Annotated in this window: 23 protein-coding genes, 2 pseudogenes and 1 other annotated feature; of the genes and pseudogenes, 11 read left to right on the top strand and 14 right to left on the bottom strand. The window is 45.9% G+C overall.

Features of this window, described 5'->3' with window-relative positions:
- Positions 1–23 precede the first annotated feature (23 nt).
- From C400_RS0113340 to C400_RS0113320, 5 genes are all read right to left on the bottom strand, one after another.
- Entirely contained in the window at positions 24–773 is a 750-nt protein-coding gene (locus C400_RS0113340) for a Cof-type HAD-IIB family hydrolase (protein WP_017427275.1), read from the bottom strand.
- Between the two features lie 81 nt (positions 774–854).
- Positions 855–2,933 (bottom strand): peptidoglycan D,D-transpeptidase FtsI family protein, encoded by a 2,079-nt coding sequence (locus tag C400_RS0113335; RefSeq protein ID WP_017427274.1) that lies wholly within the window; start codon positions 2,931–2,933, stop codon positions 855–857.
- 183 nt (positions 2,934–3,116) lie between these two features.
- Positions 3,117–5,198, bottom strand: a complete 2,082-nt coding sequence (locus C400_RS0113330) for a peptidoglycan D,D-transpeptidase FtsI family protein (protein ID WP_017427273.1) — start codon at positions 5,196–5,198, stop codon at positions 3,117–3,119.
- A gap of 20 nt (positions 5,199–5,218) precedes the next feature.
- Positions 5,219–6,370 carry a transglutaminase domain-containing protein gene (locus tag C400_RS0113325; protein WP_017427272.1) on the bottom strand — a complete coding sequence of 384 codons (1,152 nt, stop codon included), beginning with the start codon at positions 6,368–6,370 and terminating at the stop codon, positions 5,219–5,221.
- 16 nt (positions 6,371–6,386) lie between these two features.
- Positions 6,387–6,869, bottom strand: coding sequence for a hypothetical protein (locus C400_RS0113320; protein WP_016819993.1), 483 nt, complete (start codon positions 6,867–6,869; stop codon positions 6,387–6,389).
- Positions 6,870–7,091: 222 nt separating this feature from the next.
- On the opposite strand from C400_RS0113320, the pseudogene C400_RS0113315 reads away from it, so the two are divergent.
- The 3 genes and pseudogenes from C400_RS0113315 (at position 7,092) to C400_RS0113305 (ending at position 9,019) form a co-directional block, all read left to right on the top strand.
- Positions 7,092–8,262, top strand: a pseudogene (locus C400_RS0113315) (MFS transporter).
- Positions 8,263–8,442: 180 nt separating this feature from the next.
- Positions 8,443–8,511: pseudogene (locus C400_RS27835) on the top strand (YjcZ family sporulation protein); the annotation flags it as partial.
- Between the two features lie 166 nt (positions 8,512–8,677).
- A complete protein-coding gene (locus C400_RS0113305) occupies positions 8,678–9,019 on the top strand; it encodes a toprim domain-containing protein (RefSeq protein ID WP_017427271.1) in 342 nt (113 codons plus the stop codon).
- An 84-nt stretch (positions 9,020–9,103) separates the two neighbouring features.
- Here the strand turns inward: C400_RS0113305 and cyoE are convergent, their stop codons facing one another.
- Positions 9,104–10,048 (bottom strand): heme o synthase, encoded by a 945-nt coding sequence (cyoE, locus tag C400_RS0113300; protein ID WP_017427270.1) that lies wholly within the window; start codon positions 10,046–10,048, stop codon positions 9,104–9,106.
- A gap of 203 nt (positions 10,049–10,251) precedes the next feature.
- On the opposite strand from cyoE, the gene C400_RS0113295 reads away from it, so the two are divergent.
- Entirely contained in the window at positions 10,252–11,235 is a 984-nt protein-coding gene (locus C400_RS0113295; protein ID WP_017427269.1) for a metal-dependent hydrolase, read from the top strand.
- Between the two features lie 250 nt (positions 11,236–11,485).
- On the opposite strand, the gene C400_RS0113290 is transcribed toward C400_RS0113295, so the two are convergent.
- Positions 11,486–11,707: an alpha/beta-type small acid-soluble spore protein gene (locus tag C400_RS0113290; protein WP_013311857.1), complete on the bottom strand. Its 222-nt coding sequence runs from the start codon at positions 11,705–11,707 to the stop codon at positions 11,486–11,488.
- A 120-nt stretch (positions 11,708–11,827) separates the two neighbouring features.
- Between C400_RS0113290 and C400_RS27830 the strand changes: the two genes are divergently transcribed.
- A complete protein-coding gene (locus C400_RS27830; protein ID WP_016324694.1) occupies positions 11,828–11,995 on the top strand; it encodes a hypothetical protein in 168 nt (55 codons plus the stop codon).
- A 42-nt stretch (positions 11,996–12,037) separates the two neighbouring features.
- Here the strand turns inward: C400_RS27830 and trpS are convergent, their stop codons facing one another.
- The gene (gene trpS / locus C400_RS0113280; protein ID WP_016819987.1) at positions 12,038–13,027 is read right to left on the bottom strand and encodes a tryptophan--tRNA ligase; all 990 of its coding nucleotides are present in this window, start codon (positions 13,025–13,027) and stop codon (positions 12,038–12,040) included.
- A 55-nt stretch (positions 13,028–13,082) separates the two neighbouring features.
- Positions 13,083–13,340: a binding site (T-box leader), on the bottom strand.
- 141 nt (positions 13,341–13,481) lie between these two features.
- Here trpS and C400_RS0113275 point away from each other — a divergent pair.
- Complete coding sequence (locus C400_RS0113275) at positions 13,482–14,447, top strand: aldose 1-epimerase (protein WP_017427268.1); 966 nt, start codon at positions 13,482–13,484, stop codon at positions 14,445–14,447.
- 90 nt (positions 14,448–14,537) lie between these two features.
- Entirely contained in the window at positions 14,538–14,774 is a 237-nt protein-coding gene (locus C400_RS0113270) for an alpha/beta-type small acid-soluble spore protein (protein ID WP_013372934.1), read from the top strand.
- 123 nt (positions 14,775–14,897) lie between these two features.
- Here C400_RS0113270 and C400_RS0113265 read toward each other — a convergent pair whose 3' ends face one another.
- The gene (locus C400_RS0113265; protein ID WP_017427267.1) at positions 14,898–15,299 is read right to left on the bottom strand and encodes a hypothetical protein; all 402 of its coding nucleotides are present in this window, start codon (positions 15,297–15,299) and stop codon (positions 14,898–14,900) included.
- A 258-nt stretch (positions 15,300–15,557) separates the two neighbouring features.
- Positions 15,558–17,345, bottom strand: a complete 1,788-nt coding sequence (locus C400_RS0113260) for a M3 family oligoendopeptidase (RefSeq protein ID WP_017427266.1) — start codon at positions 17,343–17,345, stop codon at positions 15,558–15,560.
- Between the two features lie 98 nt (positions 17,346–17,443).
- Between C400_RS0113260 and C400_RS26835 the strand changes: the two genes are divergently transcribed.
- Both C400_RS26835 and C400_RS0113250 read left to right on the top strand, forming a co-directional pair.
- Complete coding sequence (locus tag C400_RS26835) at positions 17,444–17,614, top strand: YycC family protein (protein ID WP_016819983.1); 171 nt, start codon at positions 17,444–17,446, stop codon at positions 17,612–17,614.
- Positions 17,611–17,847: a hypothetical protein gene (locus tag C400_RS0113250; protein WP_013372938.1), complete on the top strand. Its 237-nt coding sequence runs from the start codon at positions 17,611–17,613 to the stop codon at positions 17,845–17,847. The genes C400_RS26835 and C400_RS0113250 overlap by 4 nt, the downstream gene beginning before the upstream one ends.
- Positions 17,848–17,934: 87 nt before the next feature.
- On the opposite strand, the gene C400_RS0113245 is transcribed toward C400_RS0113250, so the two are convergent.
- Positions 17,935–18,666, bottom strand: a complete 732-nt coding sequence (locus C400_RS0113245; protein ID WP_013372939.1) for a DUF2225 domain-containing protein — start codon at positions 18,664–18,666, stop codon at positions 17,935–17,937.
- A 21-nt stretch (positions 18,667–18,687) separates the two neighbouring features.
- Positions 18,688–19,065, bottom strand: coding sequence for a globin domain-containing protein (locus C400_RS0113240; RefSeq protein WP_013372940.1), 378 nt, complete (start codon positions 19,063–19,065; stop codon positions 18,688–18,690).
- A gap of 412 nt (positions 19,066–19,477) precedes the next feature.
- On the opposite strand from C400_RS0113240, the gene ylbJ reads away from it, so the two are divergent.
- Together ylbJ and C400_RS0113225 are read left to right on the top strand one after the other, a co-directional pair.
- Complete coding sequence (gene ylbJ / locus C400_RS0113230) at positions 19,478–20,776, top strand: sporulation integral membrane protein YlbJ (RefSeq protein ID WP_017427263.1); 1,299 nt, start codon at positions 19,478–19,480, stop codon at positions 20,774–20,776.
- A gap of 66 nt (positions 20,777–20,842) precedes the next feature.
- Complete coding sequence (locus C400_RS0113225) at positions 20,843–21,646, top strand: NAD kinase (protein ID WP_017427262.1); 804 nt, start codon at positions 20,843–20,845, stop codon at positions 21,644–21,646.
- A 141-nt stretch (positions 21,647–21,787) separates the two neighbouring features.
- On the opposite strand, the gene C400_RS0113220 is transcribed toward C400_RS0113225, so the two are convergent.
- Together C400_RS0113220 and lipA are read right to left on the bottom strand one after the other, a co-directional pair.
- Positions 21,788–22,651: a YutD family protein gene (locus C400_RS0113220; RefSeq protein WP_017427261.1), complete on the bottom strand. Its 864-nt coding sequence runs from the start codon at positions 22,649–22,651 to the stop codon at positions 21,788–21,790.
- 24 nt (positions 22,652–22,675) lie between these two features.
- Positions 22,676–23,578, bottom strand: a complete 903-nt coding sequence (gene lipA, locus C400_RS0113215; protein ID WP_016819978.1) for a lipoyl synthase — start codon at positions 23,576–23,578, stop codon at positions 22,676–22,678.
- Positions 23,579–23,634: the final 56 nt, after the last annotated feature.

The raw sequence follows: 23,634 nt of genomic DNA, 5'->3' as shown, positions 1-23,634 counted from the left end.
CTTGCTTGTGCACCATCATTTTATTACACAAGTACATAATCTCGAATCACTTCTACAATGCCGTCCTCATTATTCGAAGCCACAACCACATTAGCGGCTTCTTTTACCGTATCCTGAGCATTCCCCATCGCTACACCCAGTCCAGCCGCTTGAATCACAGCCAGATCATTCAGACTGTCACCTACGGCAACCACCTGCTCCATGGTAATGCCGAGCAGGTCGCACACTTCAGCGATGCCACTGGCTTTAGATATACCGGCCGGATTAATTTCCAGATTCGTCATCGAAGAATTGGAAATTTCAAGTCCCCCCATCTCCTGAAGCTTGAGCAAAATTTGATGGCGAATTTCGTCATTTTCCGTATTATAACCGAATTTGAGCCATTCCTGTGTATCCAATGTGTCCGGCCAACGATCTCTGTTGTATAACTCCTCGGTTGAGTAAGCCCAGAACCAGGAGCCTGTTTCTACGGCAATCTGGTGCATCTTGCGAACAAGCTCCTTATCAAGTAAATAGCGGCGCCACAATTCGTGAGGTGATTTCCATACTTCACTGCCGTTTACAGTTACCATTGGCGTCTCCAGGCCGAGTTGCTGACCGTAAGGTAAAGCATGCATCGCTGCACGTCCAGTAGACAAGCATACATGAATCCCTTCCTGAATCGCCTTATTAATCCAATTAATCGTTTCCAAGCTTATTTCATGATTATCGTTCAGTAAAGTTCCATCCATGTCGAGCGCAAGCAGTTTGTATTTATATTGGTTTTCTCCCATGGTCTCTCTTCCTCCTGTTGTCCCTTATGTCCAACGACATTTTACCATGAAAAAGAGAAGCCCACAAAAGTATTCAAGTCCTTAATTCGCTGCCAGAGGCTTTTTGGGAATACCATCAAGCCCGTATACTTCGTCATACGCATCAAATATTTTACGCGCAACGGGTCCCGCGCTCGTCGCACCAAAGCCCCCCTCCGGGATGATCACGGCTACAGCCAGCTTCGGATTTTGACGCGGAGCAAAAGCGATAAATACCCCATTATCTTTAACCGTACGTCCCACCACCTGCTGAGAAGTCCCCGTTTTGCGGGCATAGTCATAGGGAAATCCGTTAAAGGCTTTAACATCGGTAGCCATGCCGCGAATCACAGTATTCCAGTACGTATCTGAAAAAGCGACCTCATTCAGCACCTTCGGCTTAAACTCACGTACGAGATTCCCCTGGTCATCCACAATTTTACTGACTAGATGAGGCTGCATTCGCTTGCCCTTGGTTGCCAGTACAGTCGTATACTGGGCCAGCTGCATCGCTGTATATTTCCCCTGCTGACCAAAGGATGCCTGTACCAAACGTGTCAGTGCACTTTCATGCTTACTGGTGTATTCCAGTCTGCCTGCCCACTCACCGGGCAGATCGACTTCCGTCGGTACACCCAGTCCAAATTGCTTCATATACTTGTCCCATACATCAATTCCCTGATGCATTCCTGCATTACTTCCGTATTTGGCATACAGCGGCTTGCCGATCATATCGACCATGAACGTATTTGACGAGACCTCAATCGCCCTACTAGGTGTTAGTGAACCATACACATGTCCGCCTGAATTACCGACTCGGCTGGAGCGATTTTTTCCATAGTACGCACTTCCTGTATCCTGATATGTTTGTCCAGGCGAAAACAGATTTTCCTTCAACCCGATCAGCACAGTCAGCGGCTTAATGGTTGAACCCAGCAGAACCGAGGATTCCGGGTGCGGACCCACTTTTCCACTAGGTACAGATTTAATCGTTCCGTTCCCCATTTTATGCTGAATATCGTCATACACTGAAGGCGACGCACTTCCCGTTTTCCATACATTCGAGTCATAGTCCGGCATGCTGGCCATTGCTACGATATGTCCGGTCTCTACCTCCATCGCTACAGCGAAGCCAGTAGTTGCATCCGGATGAAGTTTACCCGATACGGCATGGGTACGAAGCCAGCGGAGTTGATCCATAATCGCCTGTTCGGTTTTTTGTTGAATTTCCTTGTTGATGGTAGAGTACAGATGATGACCTTTCGCTGGAGGTGTAATGGATCTAATGCCCTCCGGCATGCTTCGAGGGTTAACCTCTACCGTTTTATAGCCATTTTTCCCTCTTAACTCGTCTTGATACTGAAGCTCCAAGCCATCATATCCGACAATTTCGCTTTCCGAATACACTTGTTCCGGTCTTAGAACCTCCGAATTGGCTTCATACAACTCTTTATATTTGGGTCGGTTCGCTCGGGCTCCTTTGAATTTGTACATATATCCAATCGTTTGCACTGCCACTCGATCCGGGTCATAATGGCGTACACTTTCTTCTATAACCTCTACACCTGGAAACTCTGTTCGATGCTCCAGAAAATAAGCAATTTCCTTCTGACTCAGGTCGGATTTGACCAAACGTGGGGTGAATCCCCTATATTGAATATAATCCGGGTCAAGTCGTTGTATAATTTCCTTTGCATCAAGTCGCTCTCCTTCGCTATGCCCCAGCTCGTTTAATTTGCTAGCAAGTTTGCCAGCAAAAGCATTAAGTTCAGGAAGCAGCTTGTCCCCCGGCTTGCGGCCTTTCTCCGTACGCTTGCTATAATCCTTAGGCAAAGTCACATACAGGGACTGCATTGGAGTCGAATATGCCAGTCTAACCTTACCCGTGGAGTCATAAATCGTACCGCGACTCGGGGTTAGCGGAACATTTTTTGTATTTATGGATTGCTGCTGGCCCTTCAGCTCCTCTGATTGTATAAACTGCAATACAGCTAGTCTGGTAATGATCAGGGCAAACAGCACAAAAACACTAAAAAACAGTAGGTTGGTTCGTAAAACCGTCCGCTGTTTTCGCGTTTCTTCGTCCTCTTCACCAATTTTCTTTTTGAATGAAAATTTTTTATCCAAAATTCCTCTGTCCATATTAGCTGATCATTACTCCTTCCAATAGGTCTCATATTCCTGATCCTACCATATTTGAAACAAGAAACAAGGAAATCCAAGATTACAATTTTGTAAGAAAACGTATAAAAAAACACAAAAAAAGCCTCTCTCAGCCCGAAGGCTGAGAAAAGCTTACCTGAAATAATATCTGTATAAAAATGATTATGGCTGTTTGGCTGTATTAGGATCGGCTGTCGCTGCGTCCTTTTTCTTTGGAACACCGTCCAAACCGTACACTTCGTCGTAAGCATCAAAGATTTTACGTGCCACAGGTCCGGCGCTCCAAGCTCCGAAGCCTCCTTCAGGAATGACAACTGCTACTGCAAGTTTAGGATTCTGACGCGGTGCAAAGGCGATAAATACCCCGTTATCTTTCAGTTCCCTGCCTACACTCTGCTGAGATGTCCCCGTTTTGCGAGCAAAGTCATACGGAAAACCTTTAAATGCGCTGACATCTGTTGCCATCCCGCGTATGACTTCATTCCAGTAGGCATCCGGAAATTTCACTTCATTTAGCACCTTCGGTTTAATTGTTTGAACTACATTGCCGTTGGTATCTTTGATTTGGCTGACCAAATGCGGCTCCATCCGTTTGCCCTTAGTAGCAATCATCGTTGCGTACTGGGCAAGTTGCATTGGAGTATACTTACCTTGCTGACCAAAGGAAGCATACGCTAGTCTAGAAAGTACCGACTCGGATTTATTCGTATACTCTCGCCAACCCCGGAACTCACCAGGCAAGTCTACTCCAGTGGAAACACCTAATCCAAACTCCTTCATATAACGGTCCCATACATTTATCCCCTGGTCTTCTGTAGCATTATTTCTGTATTTGTTATATAGGCGCTTGCCAACCATATCGACCATGAAAGCATTAGAGGAATGACGTATAGCGGTAGCCGGGTCCATTGAACCGTACACATGACCAGACGAGTTCCGCACCCGTGCGGAATTATTACGTCCGAAATAAGCAGCTCCTGTGTCTTGATAGTACGTATTTGTCGTAAATAGTCCTTCTTCCAATCCAATAAGAACAGACAGCGGTTTAATAGTTGATCCGAGAAGCACGGTAGAATCTGGGTGCTGTCCAGATTGGCCTGAGCCAACGTTCTTAATTGTAGCGTTTTGATACACATGTTTTATTTCTTCATATTTGTCTTTTGAAATCGTACCTGTTTGCCAATAATTCGCATCATAATCCGGCATACTGGCCATCGCGACTACATTCCCTGTATCCACTTCCATGGCTACAGCAAAGCCTGTTTTCGCATAAGGATGAGTCCTGCCAGATACAGCGTGTGTATGGAGCCATCTCAATTGATCCATAATGGCATTTTCAGTCTTCACCTGAATTTCTTTGTTAATCGTGGAATAGACATTATCCCCTTTTTGCGGAGGTGTAACAGAATCTACACCCTCCGGCATATTACGCGGATCAATCGGAACCGTTTTATAGCCATTTTTCCCTCGTAACTGTTCCTGATATTGATATTCCAGTCCATCAAAGCCCACAGATTCATTATCCATATAAATGAGGCCCGGATCATTTTCAGCTGACATGGATTTTTGGATATTCTTATATTTATCCAACGTTTCACGCGCACTTTTGTAACTTTTAATGTAGCCAACCGTTTGGACAGCTACCGTATCTGGATCGTAATGACGTACCGTTTCCTCTACGACATCTATTCCGGGAAACTCGCTCTTATGCTGCATAAAATAGGCGACTTCTTCTTTACTGAGATTCGTTTTAATCAGACGAGGCGTAAAGCCGCTAAGCCGTTGATAGTTCCGGTCCATAGCATCCATAATTTGTTCTGCTGTCATTTTCGGCTCGTTTTTATCGCCATATTCAGCAAACCGATTAGCCAGCTTTTGCGTCATATTTTCCAACTCAGGCAACAATTTTTTATCTGGATTACGCTTTTCTTCCACGCTGTCACTATAGTTCTTGGAGAGCGTGATATACAGCGATTGTACAGGTGTAGAATACGCCAGTCTATTCTGCCCGGTGGAATCATAAATCGTTCCGCGAATCGGCGTAAGTGGTACATTTTTGGTAACATTACTGGCCTCCTGCTGCTTGAGCTGAGGTCCATCTACAAATTGAAGTATCGCCAGTCTTACAATTATGACTGTAAATATAATGAACGAGCTGAAAAAGAACAGATTAATCCGGAAGCTAAATCTTTTTCGGTCGGATGTCTCATTGTCTTTTCCTTGCTCGTTGTCCATCTTTCTCATGTGCCCTTTTCCACTCCTTCTTAAATCACTTTATCCTTGATATGTGTTTGGGCAAAACCGGGCGGGTTAAACCAGTCTCCACTTTGTGCCCAGGTCGGGTCCAGCGGTACCCACTGATCCTGTCCGCTCAAATATACTTCGTTCCAGGCATGGGACCCGTATCCTCCCTGTCCGTTGTATCCGAGGCCTGTTACAACCTTGACCTGTAGTCCCTGCGAACGAGCCATCATTGAGTAAAGGCGGGCATAATCAATGCACACTCCTTTACGTGTATCAAACGTATCTCGGGGAGTCTGTTCATGCCAGTCACCACGTTGCTCATAGGCTTCCACCTTACTGTAATCATAGCTAATGCGGGTGCCTACCCATTCATACAACGCTCTGGCTTTTTGCTCGTCACCGCTAGCCCCTCCTGTAATCTTGGCAGCTGCCTGAACGATATCGCTTGGAATGTCCCGGTCGATTATTTCGTATTTGCGCTGCATGATACCATTCAATTCCTTGGTAACAGCCTGCGTAAATACAGGCAGCTTATCCTTAATCAAAGTCCCGGACAACGGCTCAATGACCGATTGCGCACCTTGCTTATAAATCGGCGAAGCTTGTACGTAGCTGCTAAACCCGCTGTCTGGATACAGACTTACACCTATGAACAGCAGGGCTATGATCATCATGGCGCGAGCTCCACCAATAAGAGTACCTATGCCGGCCCCTGCCACCCTGCTGAAAAAGCCCGATTTTTGGGGATGCTCATGGAGAGAGGAATCTGATTTACCACCTACCATCAGCACATAAATGGCACGCAGTATAAACTGGGCGATAGCATAACTGAGCATGAACAATACGGCGAACCGCAGTAGTGGAAAACCCTCTATCCCCGCCACAAGCGTATAATAAAATTGCTCAATCCCACTTAGTTTTCGCTGTGGCAAATGCTCCATGTAAGCTGCCAGCCATTGCTGCACCTTTGGTGAAAGCCACATGGCTAACCCGAGCGAGCACAAAATACCCGCCACAGTGAGTATGCCATCCACAATGAGACTAAACAGCGCACCTACAGATCTGGTGGCCCCTCGCCTCCACCCCTGTATCAACGACAATACTACGATGGCGATCAGAAACACCGTCACGCCATTCCAATGAAGAATAGGCTCCAGCCAGGATGGATTCATTGTGTTCCTCCTGTCTTTACGGCGACTGTGGCGGCTGTGCAGCAGCCAAGTCTTTCGCGCTTTCGATATATTTCTTGACGGTGTCACTCATACTCCATTCGCCCAGCGACATTCCCTGAAACCATACCTTGACCTTGTCCCCCTCAAACGGACCCTTTACTTCCAGGTTGGAACTGGTCACTGTAAATGTACCATCTCCGTTGGAGGTGTATTTGGCATTTTGCCCCTCTTTTATCATCATGTTCAAAGCCTCGCTCTGAACCTTGTTAATTGCATCATCCTTTGCCTGAGTCACGACCTTACCAACCTGTTCAAAGGAAATACCACTGTAGACTAGCAAGCCTGCAATCACAATAATGACGATCAGCCATTTTACGAGAGTTCTTACAATCTTCAATATGACTAACAATAGGACAAGCCCAATCACTATATACAGCCAGTTATCCTGAACGATCTGCCAATTATGTTCCAAAAACTCTGACCAGACGTTCTTATCCATTCGCTACACTCCCGTTTCCAACTACATGATTCAAATTGCAAAATTGTCTCTGTAATTATACATGATTACGCAATGTCCTGTCAGCTTAGGTCTTATACATACCTTGTCATTCAATTCTTGTCCACACAAAGTGGTCTATGTTCGTCCAATCTGGCGTACAACTTAGGAAGGGCCAATACGAAGTAATATGAAAGTTTACATTTAGGAAAGGGGGTCAATCACATGAAAACAGCCCTCTGGCTGTATCTCTTCTTGTTCATTGCCTTTTTTGATCTGCATGCACAATATCCTATTTTGACACCATTCGCCATCTCTCTGGGGGCAGCTCCTACCTTTATCGGTTGGATGATGGGAATTTACTCTCTGACTCACCTGCCTGGCAATTTGATGGCAGGTCCCAAAGTCGACAAACACGGCAGTCGCCGATATATTATGTTCAGCCTGACAGCCGCAGGCCTGATCCTGATCATTCAATCGTACATCCATACACCGTGGGAATTGCTTTTTCTGCGTGCGATTAGTGGTTATGTGTTGGCCTTTTTATCTCCAGCGTGTCTGGCCATGCTGGCGCAACTGTCCGATCATCCGGTTACGCAGGGCAAATATATGTCGGGACATGGTGTTGTCCATACGTTGGCCTCAGTTCTATCTCCAGCTGCAGGCGCATTTATCGTAGCCAGCTTTGGCTTTAGCGAGACATTTAGCTCCCTTGGTATCATTCTCGTAATCACGGGGCTTATGGCTTATTTCACCTTACCCAAAAAAGCACCCGCTCCGCAGGCCCAATTATCTGATGGTCATACGACACCTGCTCCACAGTCGGCAGCACAGACGCGGTTACCCTTCAATTGGCGTTACCTGCTTCTACCTTTTGTTTTGGCGTGCGCACAAGGCATTTTATTTTACGAGATCCCATTACGAAATAACGGTTCTGCATCCATGATGTCCACCGGATTGCTCTTTTCCATCATCAGTTTGGGAGCACTCTGTACGCTCAGTTTGCTTTTTCTGAACAAATATTCACCGATGGTAAGGTTAATTTGCGGCATTATTCTGATGTCTTTAAGCTTCTACGCACTCGCCACCACGCCCGAAGCGACCATAGGCATCATCCTGTTTATTTTGGGAACAGCCAAAGGCATCATTTTTCCAGCGCTGGCCTCTCTTTTCATACGAATCGGAGGGGCACGATTGGGCAAAGCCTTTGCCCTACAATCCATTGCAACGTCTATCGGCTCCTTTGCCGGGCCTGTACTGGCGGGTCAGCTTCCGGATCACATATCTCCTTTTTTTTATCGCATTTCTAATTTTGATGACTGGTCTACTATTCGTTCCTGTTCAGCGATTATCTCCTACACCACCATTATCTGCCTCGGGTCCTTATCATTCCTAATTATAACTAAGGGGCCATGCTGAAATGCTACCTTTAAAGCCCAAAATACGTTCTAGAGGGCTTACGCACAGTACCTAATACCCTGCTCCTCATAGACTAATTTGACTGAACAATTCAATACAAAGGGAGGTGCAGCCCATGAGCCACTGTCATCCTGTAAGCCCTTGCCCTGTTTTTGGAACTTCAACTGGTACCATTCTTGTTCTTTATATTCTGCTCGTCATCATTCTTCGTACTTGCTGGTTCTAATGTTCTAATTAGCCCTAACATCCGGCTTTGTAACCCATGCCTGCCACTTACGGCAGGCTGTTTTGTTGTTTTTTGCATGAGAACCCCTTTTAGAGCTAAACTATACACATATTCTTTCATTTCCCGGGGAATTTCGAGCACAGGCATCAAGCAAGGGGTGAGCAAAATGGCGATAACCGTGATTGTCGAAGGAAAAAATGACCGCAGTAAACTCCGCCGATTACTCGATCCGGAGGTCAACATTTTATGCACCTTCGGCACACTAAACTCAATAAAATTAGAATCCCTCCGCCAGCGGACCAAGCATGACGAAATATTTTTATTTATGGACAACGACAGCTCAGGGAAAAAAATAAGAGGTGTGCTTGCAGACGCTTTTCCGGATGCCCTTCATATGTATACACGCAAAGGCTATGCAGGCGTAGAAGGTACTCCAGATGAATATGTAATTGCCCAGCTGGAAAAAGCAGGGCTTGAGGAATACATTGTATACCCTCCTGTTCTTTAGTCCTGCAAATAACAAAAAAGCTGTCCTCAGGTCAATTTCATGCCTGTTGGACAGCTCTATATAGTACAGCTTCTAAGATTGGTATTAGAACTTATGAACCGTATCAACGATCATCAGCAAGAAGCTGAGTGTCAAATGGTTAATGGAAAAGAAAAATACTTTTTTTGCCCACGAATCCGTTTCTTCTTCCTTAATCGTAAAGCCTTTAAAGGCATAAAACGCCCAAAGCACGGACAGTAACACGGACACGATCATAAAAATCATACCGGCATATCCATAAGCATACATAAGGATGGGTACCGGGATCAGCAGCACAATATAAGGAATCATCTGAATCTTAGTCCGATGAATGCCTTTCACGACTGGCAGCAATGGAAATCCTGCTGCGCGATATTCCTCAACTCTGCGAATGGCAAGTGCCCAGAAGTGAGGCGGTTGCCATAAGAACAGTAGTGCGAATAAGAGCCAAGCACCCATGTCAATACGGCCCGATGCGGCCACATAACCAATTACCGGAGGCATAGCTCCAGAAATACCGCCAATGGATGTACTCCATGTAGATGAACGTTTCAACCAGAGTGTATAGATGCCAACGTAGACAAACATACCCAATATGCCCAGTAGTCCTGCCTTCACACCAGAGAAGAAGAATAAAACAGCCAATCCGACAATACCCAAAATAATAGCGTATGACAACACCGTTGTAGGGGTCAGACGTCCTGTTGGCAGTGAGCGATTACGTGTGCGCTCCATCTTCAAATCCAACTCACGGTCAAAGTAGTTGTTAAAGACACAAGAAGACGCCATAACCAGCATTGTACCTAAGAGTGTAAGAATTAACTTTATATAGTCAACGTCCCATTGCGATGCCAACCAAAAACCACCGAAGGCTGCAACCAGATTAGTACGAAGGATGCCTGGCTTGGTAACTGTAATAAAATCTTTCCAAGTGCCCGCCTTGCCGGGTGGTTTAGATTTTACAGAATAGGTAGCCGCATCCGAAGAAGTCTTATAACTAATATTATCCATTGTGAGTAACTCCCCCTTAGAGATGTATGAATTCGGGAGTAAGTTGAACTCCGATATAAATTTTATCATATACCTACCCCAAAAAGTTTGACAGAAAACGCACAAAACGTTCACAATTCAGATGGCAAATCACCCCTGCTGATCGTTTACAGTAAATTTGGGTAGTAATAAGTACAGGAAACAATACAAAAGGAGCGACAGATATGGATACAGCCACACACTTTGTCATGGGAGTCGGGTTGGCCGGGCTGGCCTATACTGATCCTGTCGTCGCCGGAGATCCCAAGCTAGCAGCGGTCATACTGCTCGCTACAGTCGTAGGGTCACAAGCTCCGGATTTTGACACCTTGCTTCGGTTGAAAAATAATGCAGCGTATATTCGCAATCACCGTGGACTGTCGCATTCTATCCCCTTCTGGTTGATATGGATCTTGTCCATAACGGGACTGATTTGCCTGATCTTCAGGGATGTGCCCCCAGGTCATGTAGCATTATGGGTAACGATTGCCGTCTGCCTGCATGTATTCACAGATTTATTCAATACGTACGGAACCCAGGCATTTCGGCCGTTTACGAATAAGTGGATATCTTGGAATATCATCCATATTTTTGATCCCTTTATTTTCGGCACCCATGTTGCTGCGATCATGCTGTGGATCACCGGATTGGTTCCGCCCGCCCCCTTATTTATTACGCTGTACGTCATTATTGGCCTGTATTACATTTGGCGAACCTGGAGTCATTTTTTTACCAGAAAAGCGGTACGTGATATGGACAACAAACGTCAGGAAGGCGACACCTATTATATCATTCCCACGGTATCATGGAACCGGTGGCATGTGGTAAAAGCTCATCAGAATGGAAGCTATGACATTGGCGGATTAAATGGCAAGCATTTATTTTGGACGAAACACGCAACTCCATCCACACATCCAGCCGTAGAGGCCTCCAAATCCTATCGCGATGTGCAAGCATTTCGCTATTTTTCCTCCTTTGCCGTTGCCGAGGTGGAAGAACTGGAGTGGGGCTATATTGTGCGATGGGGAGACGTCAGGTATCGACACCGGAGGCAATATCCATTTGTGGCGGTGGTCGCGATGGATAAGCAATTCGGACTGATCAACAGTTATATTGGATGGCTCAGTGACGAAAAGATGCAAAAACGTCTTTCCTTGCATACGAATTAAAAATATTTCCAAGCTAACAATAGGCCGAGTGTATTACAGACAGCAAGTCTCCCTTAAACGGGGGCTTGCTGTTTTTTTGACTATTCCCGTAAAAAAAGCATTTCATGAAAGCGCCCTCTTGACGAAGCAGACTAACGTGATTCACAATGGTCATAAACATGCGCAAAAAAATCCGGAGCATGTTTGCTCCGGATTTTCTTCATCACAGCTGCTCATAATACAGCTTCCAAGATGGGAGTGTTTATGTGTATTACTGCAAGCGGCTGCTGCCCGACAAGGATTGTTCTGCTTGTTGGACCAGCTTTTTCGTGATGTATCCCCCAAGAGAACCTGTTTCGCGGGAAACGACATTACCGAAGTAACCGTCCTGAGGGATGGTGATGCCAAGTTCTTGAGCTGCCTCATATTTTAATTGTTGTAAAGCGGCGTTGGCCTGCGGTACTTGCAGGTTGTTTGAACGACGTCTGCTCATATTTGAATCTCCTTTCAGTTCTTTGTGAGTGAGGTTCATTGCAAGCTTGCAAGATTATTATGGCTCACTTACATCTACTTATTCCTGAAATTCAACATTCGAAGGCTGGAGGTTTTTACCATGAGCAAAGGTCTATCCCTATGGTTCGCCGTTTCATCCATTGTTCTGCTGACAGCAGCAGCTATATCCATCAGCTATTCTGCATGGCTTGCTATATTACTGGGACTTTTATCTGTCGGTAATATCGGCTGGGGCTTCGTAATCAAGGCCCGACAACGCCGTTCTTAAGTTAATTTGTAGAAGACCCCATCTGTCTGTCTTCAATTGGCTCTAGCGTAGACGTGGCAAAAAGCCCATGCGCTCTTTGACCGCAGACAGCGTGACTTCAGCAGCTTCTTGAGCACGCTCTGCGGATTGGGCCAAAATATGCCCAATTTCACCGGATTCCCGGATATCGCGATAGCGCTGCTGAATCGGTTCAAGCATAGCTACAACCGTCTCTGCCAGTTCTTTTTTAAATGTCCCGTACATTTGGCCTTCATAGCGATCCTGCACTTCTTGGAGCGACAAACCGGAACATTGGCTGTAAATGCCCATCAGATTACTAATTTCCGGTTTATTGGCTGGATCATATCTAACCTCACTGCCCGAATCGGTAGTAGCGCGGCTGATTTTTTTGCGTATGACTTTTGGATCGTCCAGCAGTGCAATAAAACTACCTGCATTCGGATTACTCTTACTCATTTTCTTGGATGCATCATCCAGGGACATAATTCTCGCCCCTACTTCAGGGATATACGGCTCCGGAACAGTAAAATAATCTCCATAACGGTGATTAAAGCGGCCCGCTAAATCACGTGTCAGCTCCAGATGCTGTTTTTGGTCGTCGCCTACTGGAACAAGGTCCGCATTGTAGAGCAAAATGTCAGCTGCCATCAATGACGGATATACGAACAGCCCTGCTCCTACGGAATCCTTGCCGGCGGCTTTGTCCTTAAACTGAGTCATACGCTCCAGCTCGCCCATATTCGTCAGTGTCGTCATCAACCATCCCAGCTCAGCGTGCTGTGGAACATGGGATTGCAAAAAGACATTGGATTTCTCTGGGTTAATACCCGCTGCGATAAATAATGCCGCTACCGCCTCCGACTGCTCACGTAATTGAGCTGGTTCCTGCGGTACAGTAATCGCATGAAGGTCTACGACCATAAAGTAACATTGATGATCCTCTTGCAATTTGACAAAGTTTTTCATTGCGCCGATGTAATTACCCAAAGTAAGTTGTCCACTAGGCTGAATACCTGAAAGTACGGTTTTCATATTCTTCCTCCTCCGATTATTTCAATATTTTAGAACGCAAAAAGGCCCCGCATCCTCAAGGGACGCGAGACCGTGGTACCACCCTTATTCATTGCTGTCAGCCTATGAGTTGTCGGAGCTATCCTCCGTGGCCGCTGCAATCTTGAAGCTCCGTTAACGAGGAGCAATCGGCCGTCATACTGAGGAAAGTAAAATCCTGTTCTGTGCGGCACTCCAAGGTCCATTCAGCAGTGCAGGCTCGCCGATTCTCATCCACCACCGGCTTTCTGAAGAGCTTATGCAAAAGCTTACTTGTCCTCATCATCGTGTTATCCATGTCATTTCTTTCTAAGCTACATTAATGATAATTCCGCTTACTGTTATTGTCAAATGACGATTGTGCCATATGACCAAAAATCTGTTATCATAATGACACGAAGCTTCAACCGATTATAGTGGACAAAGGAGCATGAATATGAAACAAGTGACCAAAGAACACTGGAACGGTTACGACACGTATGTTTTACATAGTGGTGAATTGGAAGTTACAATGATCCCTCGTCTGGGGAATAATATTATCTCCGTGCGTGATCTGAAGCTGAACCGGGATATCGTACGTCGACCTGGCGAGGAAGAATTGGCATTTTATTTACAAAAGCCATATCATTTTGGCTTACCTATTTTGATTCCTCCTGGCCGAATTCGCAAAGGACAATTTGAGTTTGACGGCGTCCCATATCAGTTTGACCGTAATACAGCCAACGACAATCATATACACGGTCTGCACCGTAATCAATCCTGGCGTTGCAGCGATATTGAAGAGGATGAAGAAGGTTGCAGCGTAACAACCGAGTTTCTGACAGAAAGTGATCCGCACTGGATGGAACAATACCCCATTCCTTTGCGGCTGGAAATGACATATCGTTTGCAGGGAACTGTATTAAGCCAAACGCTGCGCGTCACTAATCTAGGTGAAAAAACAGCCCCATTCGGCTTGGGATACCACACTTGGTTTATGGTGGATGGAGAACCTCAGCGCTGGCGCCTGAAGCTGCCGGTGAATGGAGTATATGAACAGGATGCTGAGCAGCTGCCTACAGGTGTCATTACTTCTTTAGATCATTTGGAACAGCTCTCCTCAGGTTTATCTTTGAAAGGAACAAATTTGGATACTGTGCTGCGAGCAGCGGAAGGCCCTGCTGAAGCTGTTTTGACTCGTGATGATGGCTATCAAATCCGCTACACCGCAGATGAGCAATACTTTAAGTATTGGGTACTATATACCAAAGGGGAATGCGATCAGTATCTTTGCATTGAGCCTTATACCTGGCTATCTGATGCTCCCAATTTTCCTGACCCAGTCGGAGATGGTGGGCTGATTCGTCTGGAGCCTCAACAATCCATCGACCTCAAAACTCAGATTCATATCATATATCCTTAATTTCCCTATAGTCGCTTTTCTTCCTTCGGCGCATATTTTCATAACTCTGTCGCATACTAACCTCATCACAGCCGAAGGAGGTGACTACACATGTATGAAGCCAATCAAGGCAGAGGACGTCGTAGCAATACTCTGGTCGTTCCTCAAGCCAACAACGCATTGCAACAATTGAAATATGAAGCTGCGCAAGAACTGGGCATCACCATTCCGGCAGACGGTTACTATGGTGATATGCCGTCCCGTGAAGCTGGGTCTCTGGGAGGCTATATCACTAAACGCTTAGTACAGCTGGCCGAACAGCAATTATCAGGTCGTTCAGGTCAATAAGCGTCATTATTCCACATGAGCATTCCGTTATCGTAATTTACCAAAATGCGTTATAACGGGTATATAACAAAGGCGGTCTTCCTTCGGAAGGCCGCTTTTCTTTGCTCTTTTTAATGTCGATGGTTATTCAGATTTAGCCGCGCGATATGTAGGCTTGTTATAGCGGATCATGAGATTCGCCATGTTGTAGTTAGACTCTAATGTTGCATCTACCAAGATTGTTCCTTGTCTGATGGCAAAATCGAAAGCAATCTCACCATGAGTCCAGCTACGCTTGTGATTTAGCGTTTCTAGGGCCATACGCCGAAAATGGTCCCGATGCTCTACAGATAAGCCTGGGTCTACTGCTGCAAATGTGCCACCTTTGCCTGCAATTGGATTATGCCGAATCCCAAATTTACCAACCACATTGTTCCGTATTTGTACAAATACGATCCCTGACGATAAACCCGCCAATTCATTATCCAATTCTTTAAAAACAATATCCATCTGCCTCGCCAACGACAATTGACCTACTTCATCCATCAAAAACCCTCCTATATACCTTATATGAAAATATTTAATAGGTCTTACGGCTCAATTATATGCGAAGGTTTTTAAGCTTACAATCAAATTCAACATAATTGGGTATTTATAACTATTTTCTAAGTATATCCATCATTTTAAATTTCGCTAACAGGTAGCATCAATTGCACTTCGACATTTTGCGACTTTATTCATCATCCTCTGCAAAAATTACAAAAAAGGCCCCCCTTACGGGAGACCTTCTAAAATGTAACTCGGTTATTTTGTCATTTGCAAAAATTGCTCAATATCCTGAACAGTAACTTGTGCGGCGTTACGCCAGAAGTCAGCCTGTGTTAAATCGGTCCCCAAGTGCTTGGAGGCCAGTTCTTCTACTGTCATGCGACCTGTATCACGCAGCAAAGCATCATATTGGTCGGCAAAGCCATCCGGATTTTCCTTCGCAAAAGCGTAAATCCCTGCACTGAACATATACCCGAAAGTGTATGGGAAGTTGTAGAAAGGAGTTTCCGTAATATAGAAGTGCAGCTTGGAAGCCCAAAAATGAGGATGAGCCTCATCCAGAACCCCACAAAACGCTTCACGCTGCGCTTCTTCCATCAACTCGCTTAATTGCTGTGCTCCTACAACACCTTTTTTCCGTAGCTCGTAAAAACGGGTTTCAAACAGGAAACGGGCATGAATGTTCATAAAGAAGGCTACACCACGCTGAATTTTATCCTCCAGCAAAGCTCCCTTTTCCTGACCCTCAGCAGCTTCCAGCAGAGCATCTGATACAATCAGTTCTGCCAGCGTCGATGCTGTCTCAGCCACGTTCATAGCATAATTTTGATTCAATGGATGCAATTCATTCATCACATGTTGATGATAACCGTGTCCTAGCTCATGGGCCAGTGTCGAAACGTTGGATGGTGATCCGGCATAGGTCATAAAAATACGGGTTTCTTTGCTTAGACGCAGAGATGTACAAAACCCGCCTGGACGTTTGCCTGGACGATCCTCTGCTTCGATCCAGCTTTTCTCAAAAGCCATCTGGGCAAAGTCGGCCATTCTCGAACTAAATTTACCAAATTGCTCAACAATCGTTGCGGCTGCATCGTCGTAAGGGATTTTAGTGGTCGATGTTCCCAGCGGAGCTTCAATGTCATGCCAGGACAGTTTTTCTAAGCCTAGGAGCTTGGCTTTCCGCTCCAGGTACTTGACTACAATAGGCTTTGTTTCATTAATCACCTGCCACATCGTATCCAACGTTTGGGCTGACATACGACTGATTTCCAGCGGTTCCTTAAGCACGTCTGTCCAGCCCCGGTTTTCATATAGCTTGAGGCGGAAGCCTGCCAGATGATTCAGCGTATCGGCACAATAGTCCTCTACCTGAGTCCATGCCTCTTCCCAACGTGCAAATACGTCTTTACGTACGCTGCGATCTGCTTCATCCAGTTTATTCGCTGCCTGACCTACAGACAGGTGTACAATTTCACCATTTTCAGGCACCGGGATCGTCATATTTTTGACAATGGTATCATAAAAATCACCCCAGCCATGGTAACCATCCACTGCCAAATCCAATGCAAGGCTCTCCAGCTCAGGAGCCATTTTTTCGCGCGCTTCGTTCCGGTATTCAGTTAGGACAAAGGAAATCGGCTTGATCGCTTCGCGCTCCATCCACTTCTGCCAAATGTCTTCACTGGTTTGTGCCAGCAAGTTCTGGAAAGCGACTAAAGCACTTTTGCCTTGGGCATACAACGAATTGACACGCGCCCCCAGTTGAACAGCCAGCTTGTCATGCTGATTTTGAGCAGTTAAACAAGATACAAAAGAACCTGCCTGCGATGCTCCATTAAACAGCTCCTGTATGCTATTCAGAACACTATCCAGACGCTCGGTATCCAACACCGTTTGTGGCACTTTGGCTACTTTAAGCTGGGATTGCAGCTGTTGGACCTTGCTCTCCAGTTCTTCCAAAAATGCATGAAATGAGGCAGAGGAAGAGCCTCCGCTAAAAATAGATTCCAGATCCCATGTTTGCTTTAACGGTGTTTTCATAATAGTTCCACCTTTCTTTTTTGGCGAATTCATGTGGTTTCATATACAATAAAGCTACATCGTGATGGTACAATCACTACAATTAGGAGGAAAACAGGATGAGACCCTTACAAATTTCGCCGGAAACGGCTGTGAAATTATCCGAAAAACTCGGCATTCCGCTGGAACACCTTATGCATACACCCCAGCACATTTTGATGCAAAAGCTGGCCGAACTAGCTAAAGAAGAAGCCGCTGGCTCGAACGGCGGAGAATCGGACAAATCATGATTCCTTTTGATAAAACCTGGCCTTATGACATTGTCATGGGAGATGTTTATGTACAGTCTTGTCCGTTTTGCAACCATGATAACGTCTTGCTGCCCCTGAAGCCCAAAGAGCTTAAGCTCATTCATGAAGGCATGAAAAAGCTGCTTGTGTTTCCATGCTGCCATAACAAGGTTACTTTGGTGGATTGTGACGACGATTATTTGCTGTCAGATACCACGTTGCGCCATCATTAATTCATGAGGCAGTTGCAAGATAACTCGTTTTACAAACAAGGTGTGAACCATGAGCCTAAATTGGTCATAGTGCACACCTTTATTTCTTCAAGAGGAGCTTGCGTTCTGCATTTCCTCAGGTAGCTGGAAGTTTTTTGCCAGCATTTGTTCACGCAGGACAGACCACTGTTCACGAGAAGCTCTAATCATCGCTGCATCCATAATTTTCTTATCATTAATGACACGCGAAAACCAGCGCACTGCTTCGTTAAAGTTACCCGTACGTCGATGCAGTTCACCAATCAGATAAAGCAGTTTGGCATTATTCGCACCAACGCCCTCCAGCTCATAGACTCGAACATAGGAATCCAAACTAAATTTGAGAAAGCGAAGCTCCTGCTCCTCATTCCCCTGGTATCTGTACATCCATGCAATATGCTGCAATAGACTGGCTACTACGCGTTCCTTTTCTCCGATGACCTGTGCACAGAGTAAACCCAACTTGTACGTTTCTAACGCCTCTTCCCAGCTACGATGCCCGCCATATTCGCGAGGCTGCCAGCGATTACCGATTTTATCCTTAAATAGCTTGGTTTGCTGATCGCTTAACTGAACGGTAGAGTGCTCTGTCGAAGTAAATCCACAATGAGGACATACCCGTACGACATAAAAATCGGGATTTTCGTTCTTATAATAAGCGCAAAAATCTGAATCGGTACGAATAGCCTTCTTTAGGCTTGGTCTGACACGGGATGTCTGAAATTCTTGTTCGCATTGCGGACAGACGATTTTGATCTGATATAACGGTTCAAGTTCCAATGTTTTTACAACCCTCTCCAAAATTCGGCAATCCCCGAAAGCTTACGGGGTATTTACAAAATGATGCGCAGGACCGGACAAACGACTAAGTATGATGGAACGAAGCGGCTCCTCAATTCCCGTATCCGTTAACGCATCTGCCATACAAGACAACCATGCCTCTGCTCGCTCCTCCGTCACGGGGAACTTCATATGTCTGGCACGTAACATCGGATGACCATATGCATCAGAAAAGAGGGACGGCCCTCCAAAAAACTGGCTCAGGAACATAAACTGCTTTTCCTTTACCGGCTCCATGTCTTTAGGAAACAGGGGACTTAACAACGGATCTTTATAAACTCTCGGGTAGAAGGCCTCAATAATAGCACGAATACCTTCCGCACCCCCAAGGTTGTCATAAATGCTCAGGCTAGGATTCACTTTTCCTCCAACTTTCTGTGCTATGGTAATAAATATACACTCGTATTATAACAAAAAACAAAAAATGACGCTAAAAATAAGCGTCATTTTATCAATTTAACATATGAAGAGGTTTGCTTCACTGCACATCGCTTCGTCATTCCATGAATACCACTAATAACTCCGCCAATCCTCTTCACCGGTATGGACGAGAGAGGCACGAATGACATACACAAAAGCACATACAAACAGACCGGCAACGATACTCATCCTGATCACTCCATCCTTAAGGTTATGGAATCGTTGTTTTCTTATTTTAACATACTCTTTACAAAAAAACAGCATTCCATGTAATCGTTTTCTTTACTTTTTTTGTACTCTTTGTCCATCCTCGACATAGGTATAATAGTACAATTCCAAAGGAGGGGCCTCTATGTCGCTGTACCGCCGTTTCTCGCTTCCTTTGCTCATCCTCATGCTGTTATTCCTATTCATACTGATGGCCGCGTATCCGCAATCTTCTTTGAATGCCGGGCTTCGCGGTCTTGCCATCTGGTGGGATGTACTGTTCCCATCCCTATTCCCATTTTTCGTTATTTCCGAGCTTCTTCTCGGCTTTGGAATTGTCCATTTCATAGGTGCGCTACTGGACCCACTGATGCAGCCTCTATTCCGTGTACCTGGGTGCGGGGGGTTTGTCGCGGCGGTCAGTTGTGCATCCGGCTACCCTATAGGGGCCAAATTAACCGCTAAGCTGTGGGAACAAAAATGGATCACTCGCATTGAAGGTGAACGTTTGGTCGCGTTTACGACTTCCTCTGATCCGATATTTCTGATTGGTGCAGTTTCTGTTGGCTTCTTCCATCAACCTGAAATTGCACTCGTCCTGGGAGCGGCCCATTACGGTGGCGTTCTCATCATCGGACTACTCATGCGCTTCCATGGTTCCCGTTCAGAAAAATACGATATTCGCAGCAAACGCTCTCAACCTCCTCAAAAAGCCTGGTCGAAGTCTGCTAACACATTAACAACAGGTCGCAATAAACAGCCTGGACCACTGCGCCAAGCGTTATATGCCATGCATACAGCACGTTTGGAAGATGGCCGTCCATTGGGTGAGTTGCTTCGTCAGGCGATTGCTTCCTCCCTACGCCTTATTATTGTCGTAGGAGGGCTGGTTGTATTCTTCTGCGTCATTTTAGAAGCTTTGACGAACTCCGGCTTAATGAGCGGGCTTCATCTGCTTACGGCTAGCCTATTGTCTGCCTGTGGTCTTCCACCTACATTAACAGAGTCCATCGTAGGTGGTATTTTTGAAGTCACTTTAGGTGCGCAAGCTGCAGGTGAAGCTGCAACAGCGGCATTACCGTTCAAGGTAGCCGCAGCAGCTTTTGTTCTCTCCTGGGGCGGGCTATCCGTCCATGCACAAGTTGCAAGTATTTTAAATATGACGAATCTCCGCTATATGCCATTTTTGCTGGCCCGGGCTGCGCACGGGATCATCTCTGCATTGCTAGCTCTCGTATTATGGCGCCCGTTAATGGGGCAGGGAAGCTCTCCGGTCTTTTCTCCGGTACACGATATCGCATGGTCCCCTGGCTTCTCGTCCGCTATACTGCTGCAAAGTCTGCTGCTTCTTGCCTGCATACTGGCCGGAATGCTTGCTCTCTCCTGGTTAAGCGTGGGTACAAGTCGCTTATTCATACGATTGAAAGGAACACACCGGCAATGAACGATTGTGTTCTTGCTCATAATTGATTATGATCGATATATACCCATGACAAAGGAGCTTTTCATCTTGAGATATTATGTTCTGGATCGCGGGGATCAGCACTCCATGGACTTGAGTCAGCAATTTCACCGTCTTGCCCAAGAAAAGAATTTCAAGCTGGATGCCGAATCGCCGGAAATCGTCGTGTCTATTGGAGGCGATGGTACGATGCTTCATGCGTTTCATACCTTCATTGACCGCATTCCGGATATTGCCTTTGTTGGTGTACATACCGGGCATCTGGGCTTTTACGCGGATTGGCGTGCGGACGAGCTGGAGGAGCTAATCCACCTGATGAGCCAAAGCGGATCTAAGGGACCGCTTAACCCGAGAATCGTTAAGTATCCACTGATTGAGTTGGAAATTCACAAGAAGTCAGGCAATGCTTCTTTTATTGCCTTAAATGAGTTTACATTAAAAGGGGTAGATGGCACGGTCGTTGCCCAAGTAGATATTAACGATATCACCTTTGAGATGTTCCGTGGTGATGGTATATGTGTTTCTACACCTTCAGGAACAACCGCCTATAATAAAGCACTTGGCGGAGCTATGGTTCACCCTACCATTGAAGCATTACAGTTGACTGAGATCGCTTCCATTAATAACCGTGTGTACCGGACATTGGGATCCCCCCTGCTACTGCCAAAACATCATCATTGTGATATTTTTTCACGGAAAGATCAGCGTCTTTTACTGACTGTAGATCACTTGAACTTTCCTGTGGATGACTTGATCTCTGTTCGATGTCAGGTTGCAAGTCAGAAGATCAGCTTCGCTCGTTACCGTCCTTTCCCATTTTGGGATCGGGTACGCAACGCTTTCCTCAATTAGAATCTGTAAAAGAGCCAAATCCTGGCTCTTTTTTTAATTGATCAGGAGGAAGCATTAGCCCCATTTTAAAATTTGCAAAAAGTTGGTCATAACATTGGCAGTTGTGGTGGAGGACTTACAAACAAAACGGCTCCTGAAAATTCAGGAACCGTTTTGTTGTGGAGAGGTGAATGTTTTATTTTTTTGACGCTGGCCCTCGGGTTCACGCGAAACACGAACTTGCCGTCCCTCCCGATTTTCCTTTGGCTGGCGATCATAGCGTGGCCCACGCGATTCCTTTTTATCGAAGTTTCCTTGTGGATTGCGCTGCCTACGTGGTTCCCGGGCTTGCTGCCCTTCCCCCGAACTTCGCCCATCCTTTGCTTCACGCGGTTCCCTTGGCTGGCGCGAATCACGTGCTTCACGCTGCCGATTTCCTTCACGTCCTTCTCTGGATGGGCGACTTTCGCGAGCTTCACGCGGCTGTCGTTCACGTACTTCCTGCGCATCCTTCGGTTCCCTACGTTGCAACTCTCGTGGTTGGCGGGCTTCTGAAGGCTGTTCCACTCTCGACTCCTCTGTAGCTGCGGAATCCTGCTGTGGTTGCGGATATTCCGTTTGTCCAGCTGAAGGTTGCGAACTTTCTTGGCGCTCTTCAGTTTCTGACATTTCCGCTTGTTCCCTTTGAGCATCTACCAACTGCTGGATGTCGGGAGGAACGAAGTCATCACTGGTACCGTTCTTATTTTCAACTTCACGGCTTTTTTGCAGCACAAAATAGGCACAGCCAAAATTGCAGTATTCATTAATATAATCGTCCAATACCACAATGGATGTATCTTTATTGGCTTTGGGGTGCCCTTCTCGATAAAACCCCTTCAGACGAAGCTGATTGTAACCCCAATCACCAATAATATAATCATAGCGATCCAACACTTCACTATATCGATCACGAAAGGCTTCGGGATTCCACCCGTTCTTGTGATCCTGCAACACTTCATAGTTTTTACCACCGATTTGAAACAAGCTATTCTGACCGCCTTTCCCGGATCAAACCTGCGAAAGGGCGCTTTCTTCCTTATGCTGAGCGGCCGACTTCACCTGCTCATGCGCTTGGTAGGAGCTGCGGACCATCGGACCGGATTCGACGTGGCTGAATCCTCGCTGTAATCCCTCTTCCTTTAACTTCGCAAAATCTTCCGGTGGATAATATTTTTGCACATATAAATGTTTCTCGGATGGCTGCAAGTATTGACCAATTGTCATAATGTCACAATCGACTTTGCGCAGATCATCCATGGTTTGTAAGATCTCGTCCCACTCTTCTCCGACACCTAACATGATGCTTGATTTCGTTGGGATATCCGGGTTTAATTGCTTTGCACGTTGAAGCAGCTCCAGAGAGCGGTGATATTTCGCTTTAGCCCGAACCTTGTCGGACATGCGTTCCACCGTTTCAATATTATGATTCAAAATATCTGGCTTGGCATCCATGACGATTCGCAGCGACTCAATGTCGCCCATAAAGTCGGGAATCAATACTTCAACACTGCAAAAAGGTAATCGGCGGCGAATCGCACGAACCGTTTCTGCAAATATTGTAGCGCCCCCGTCTTTCAAATCATCGCGGGCCACACTGGTTACGACACAGTGTTTTAAATTCATGTTCTCAGCCGCTTCTGCGACGCGTTCAGGCTCCTGCAAGTCCAGTTCCGTAGGCATTCCCGTATTTACTGCGCAAAAACGACACGCACGCGTACAAATATCACCCAAAATCATAAATGTAGCTGTCCTGTTGGCCCAGCATTCATATATATTAGGGCATCGTGCCTCCTCACATACGGTATGTAATGTCTTGGAACGCATCATGCTCTTGATTTCCTGATAGTTATCGCCTGTCGTAAGTTTAATACGAATCCAATCGGGTTTAGCTTCCTTCACTTTTTTAGACAATGGCATAGACCTTCTTTCTGATAAGCTTAAGCTGTCATTGCCATACATTATAGCAT

This window comes from Paenibacillus sp. ICGEB2008 (assembly GCF_000307675.1).
GTDB lineage: Bacteria > Bacillota > Bacilli > Paenibacillales > Paenibacillaceae > Paenibacillus > Paenibacillus polymyxa.
This window is presented reverse-complemented; position numbering and strand designations above follow the sequence as displayed.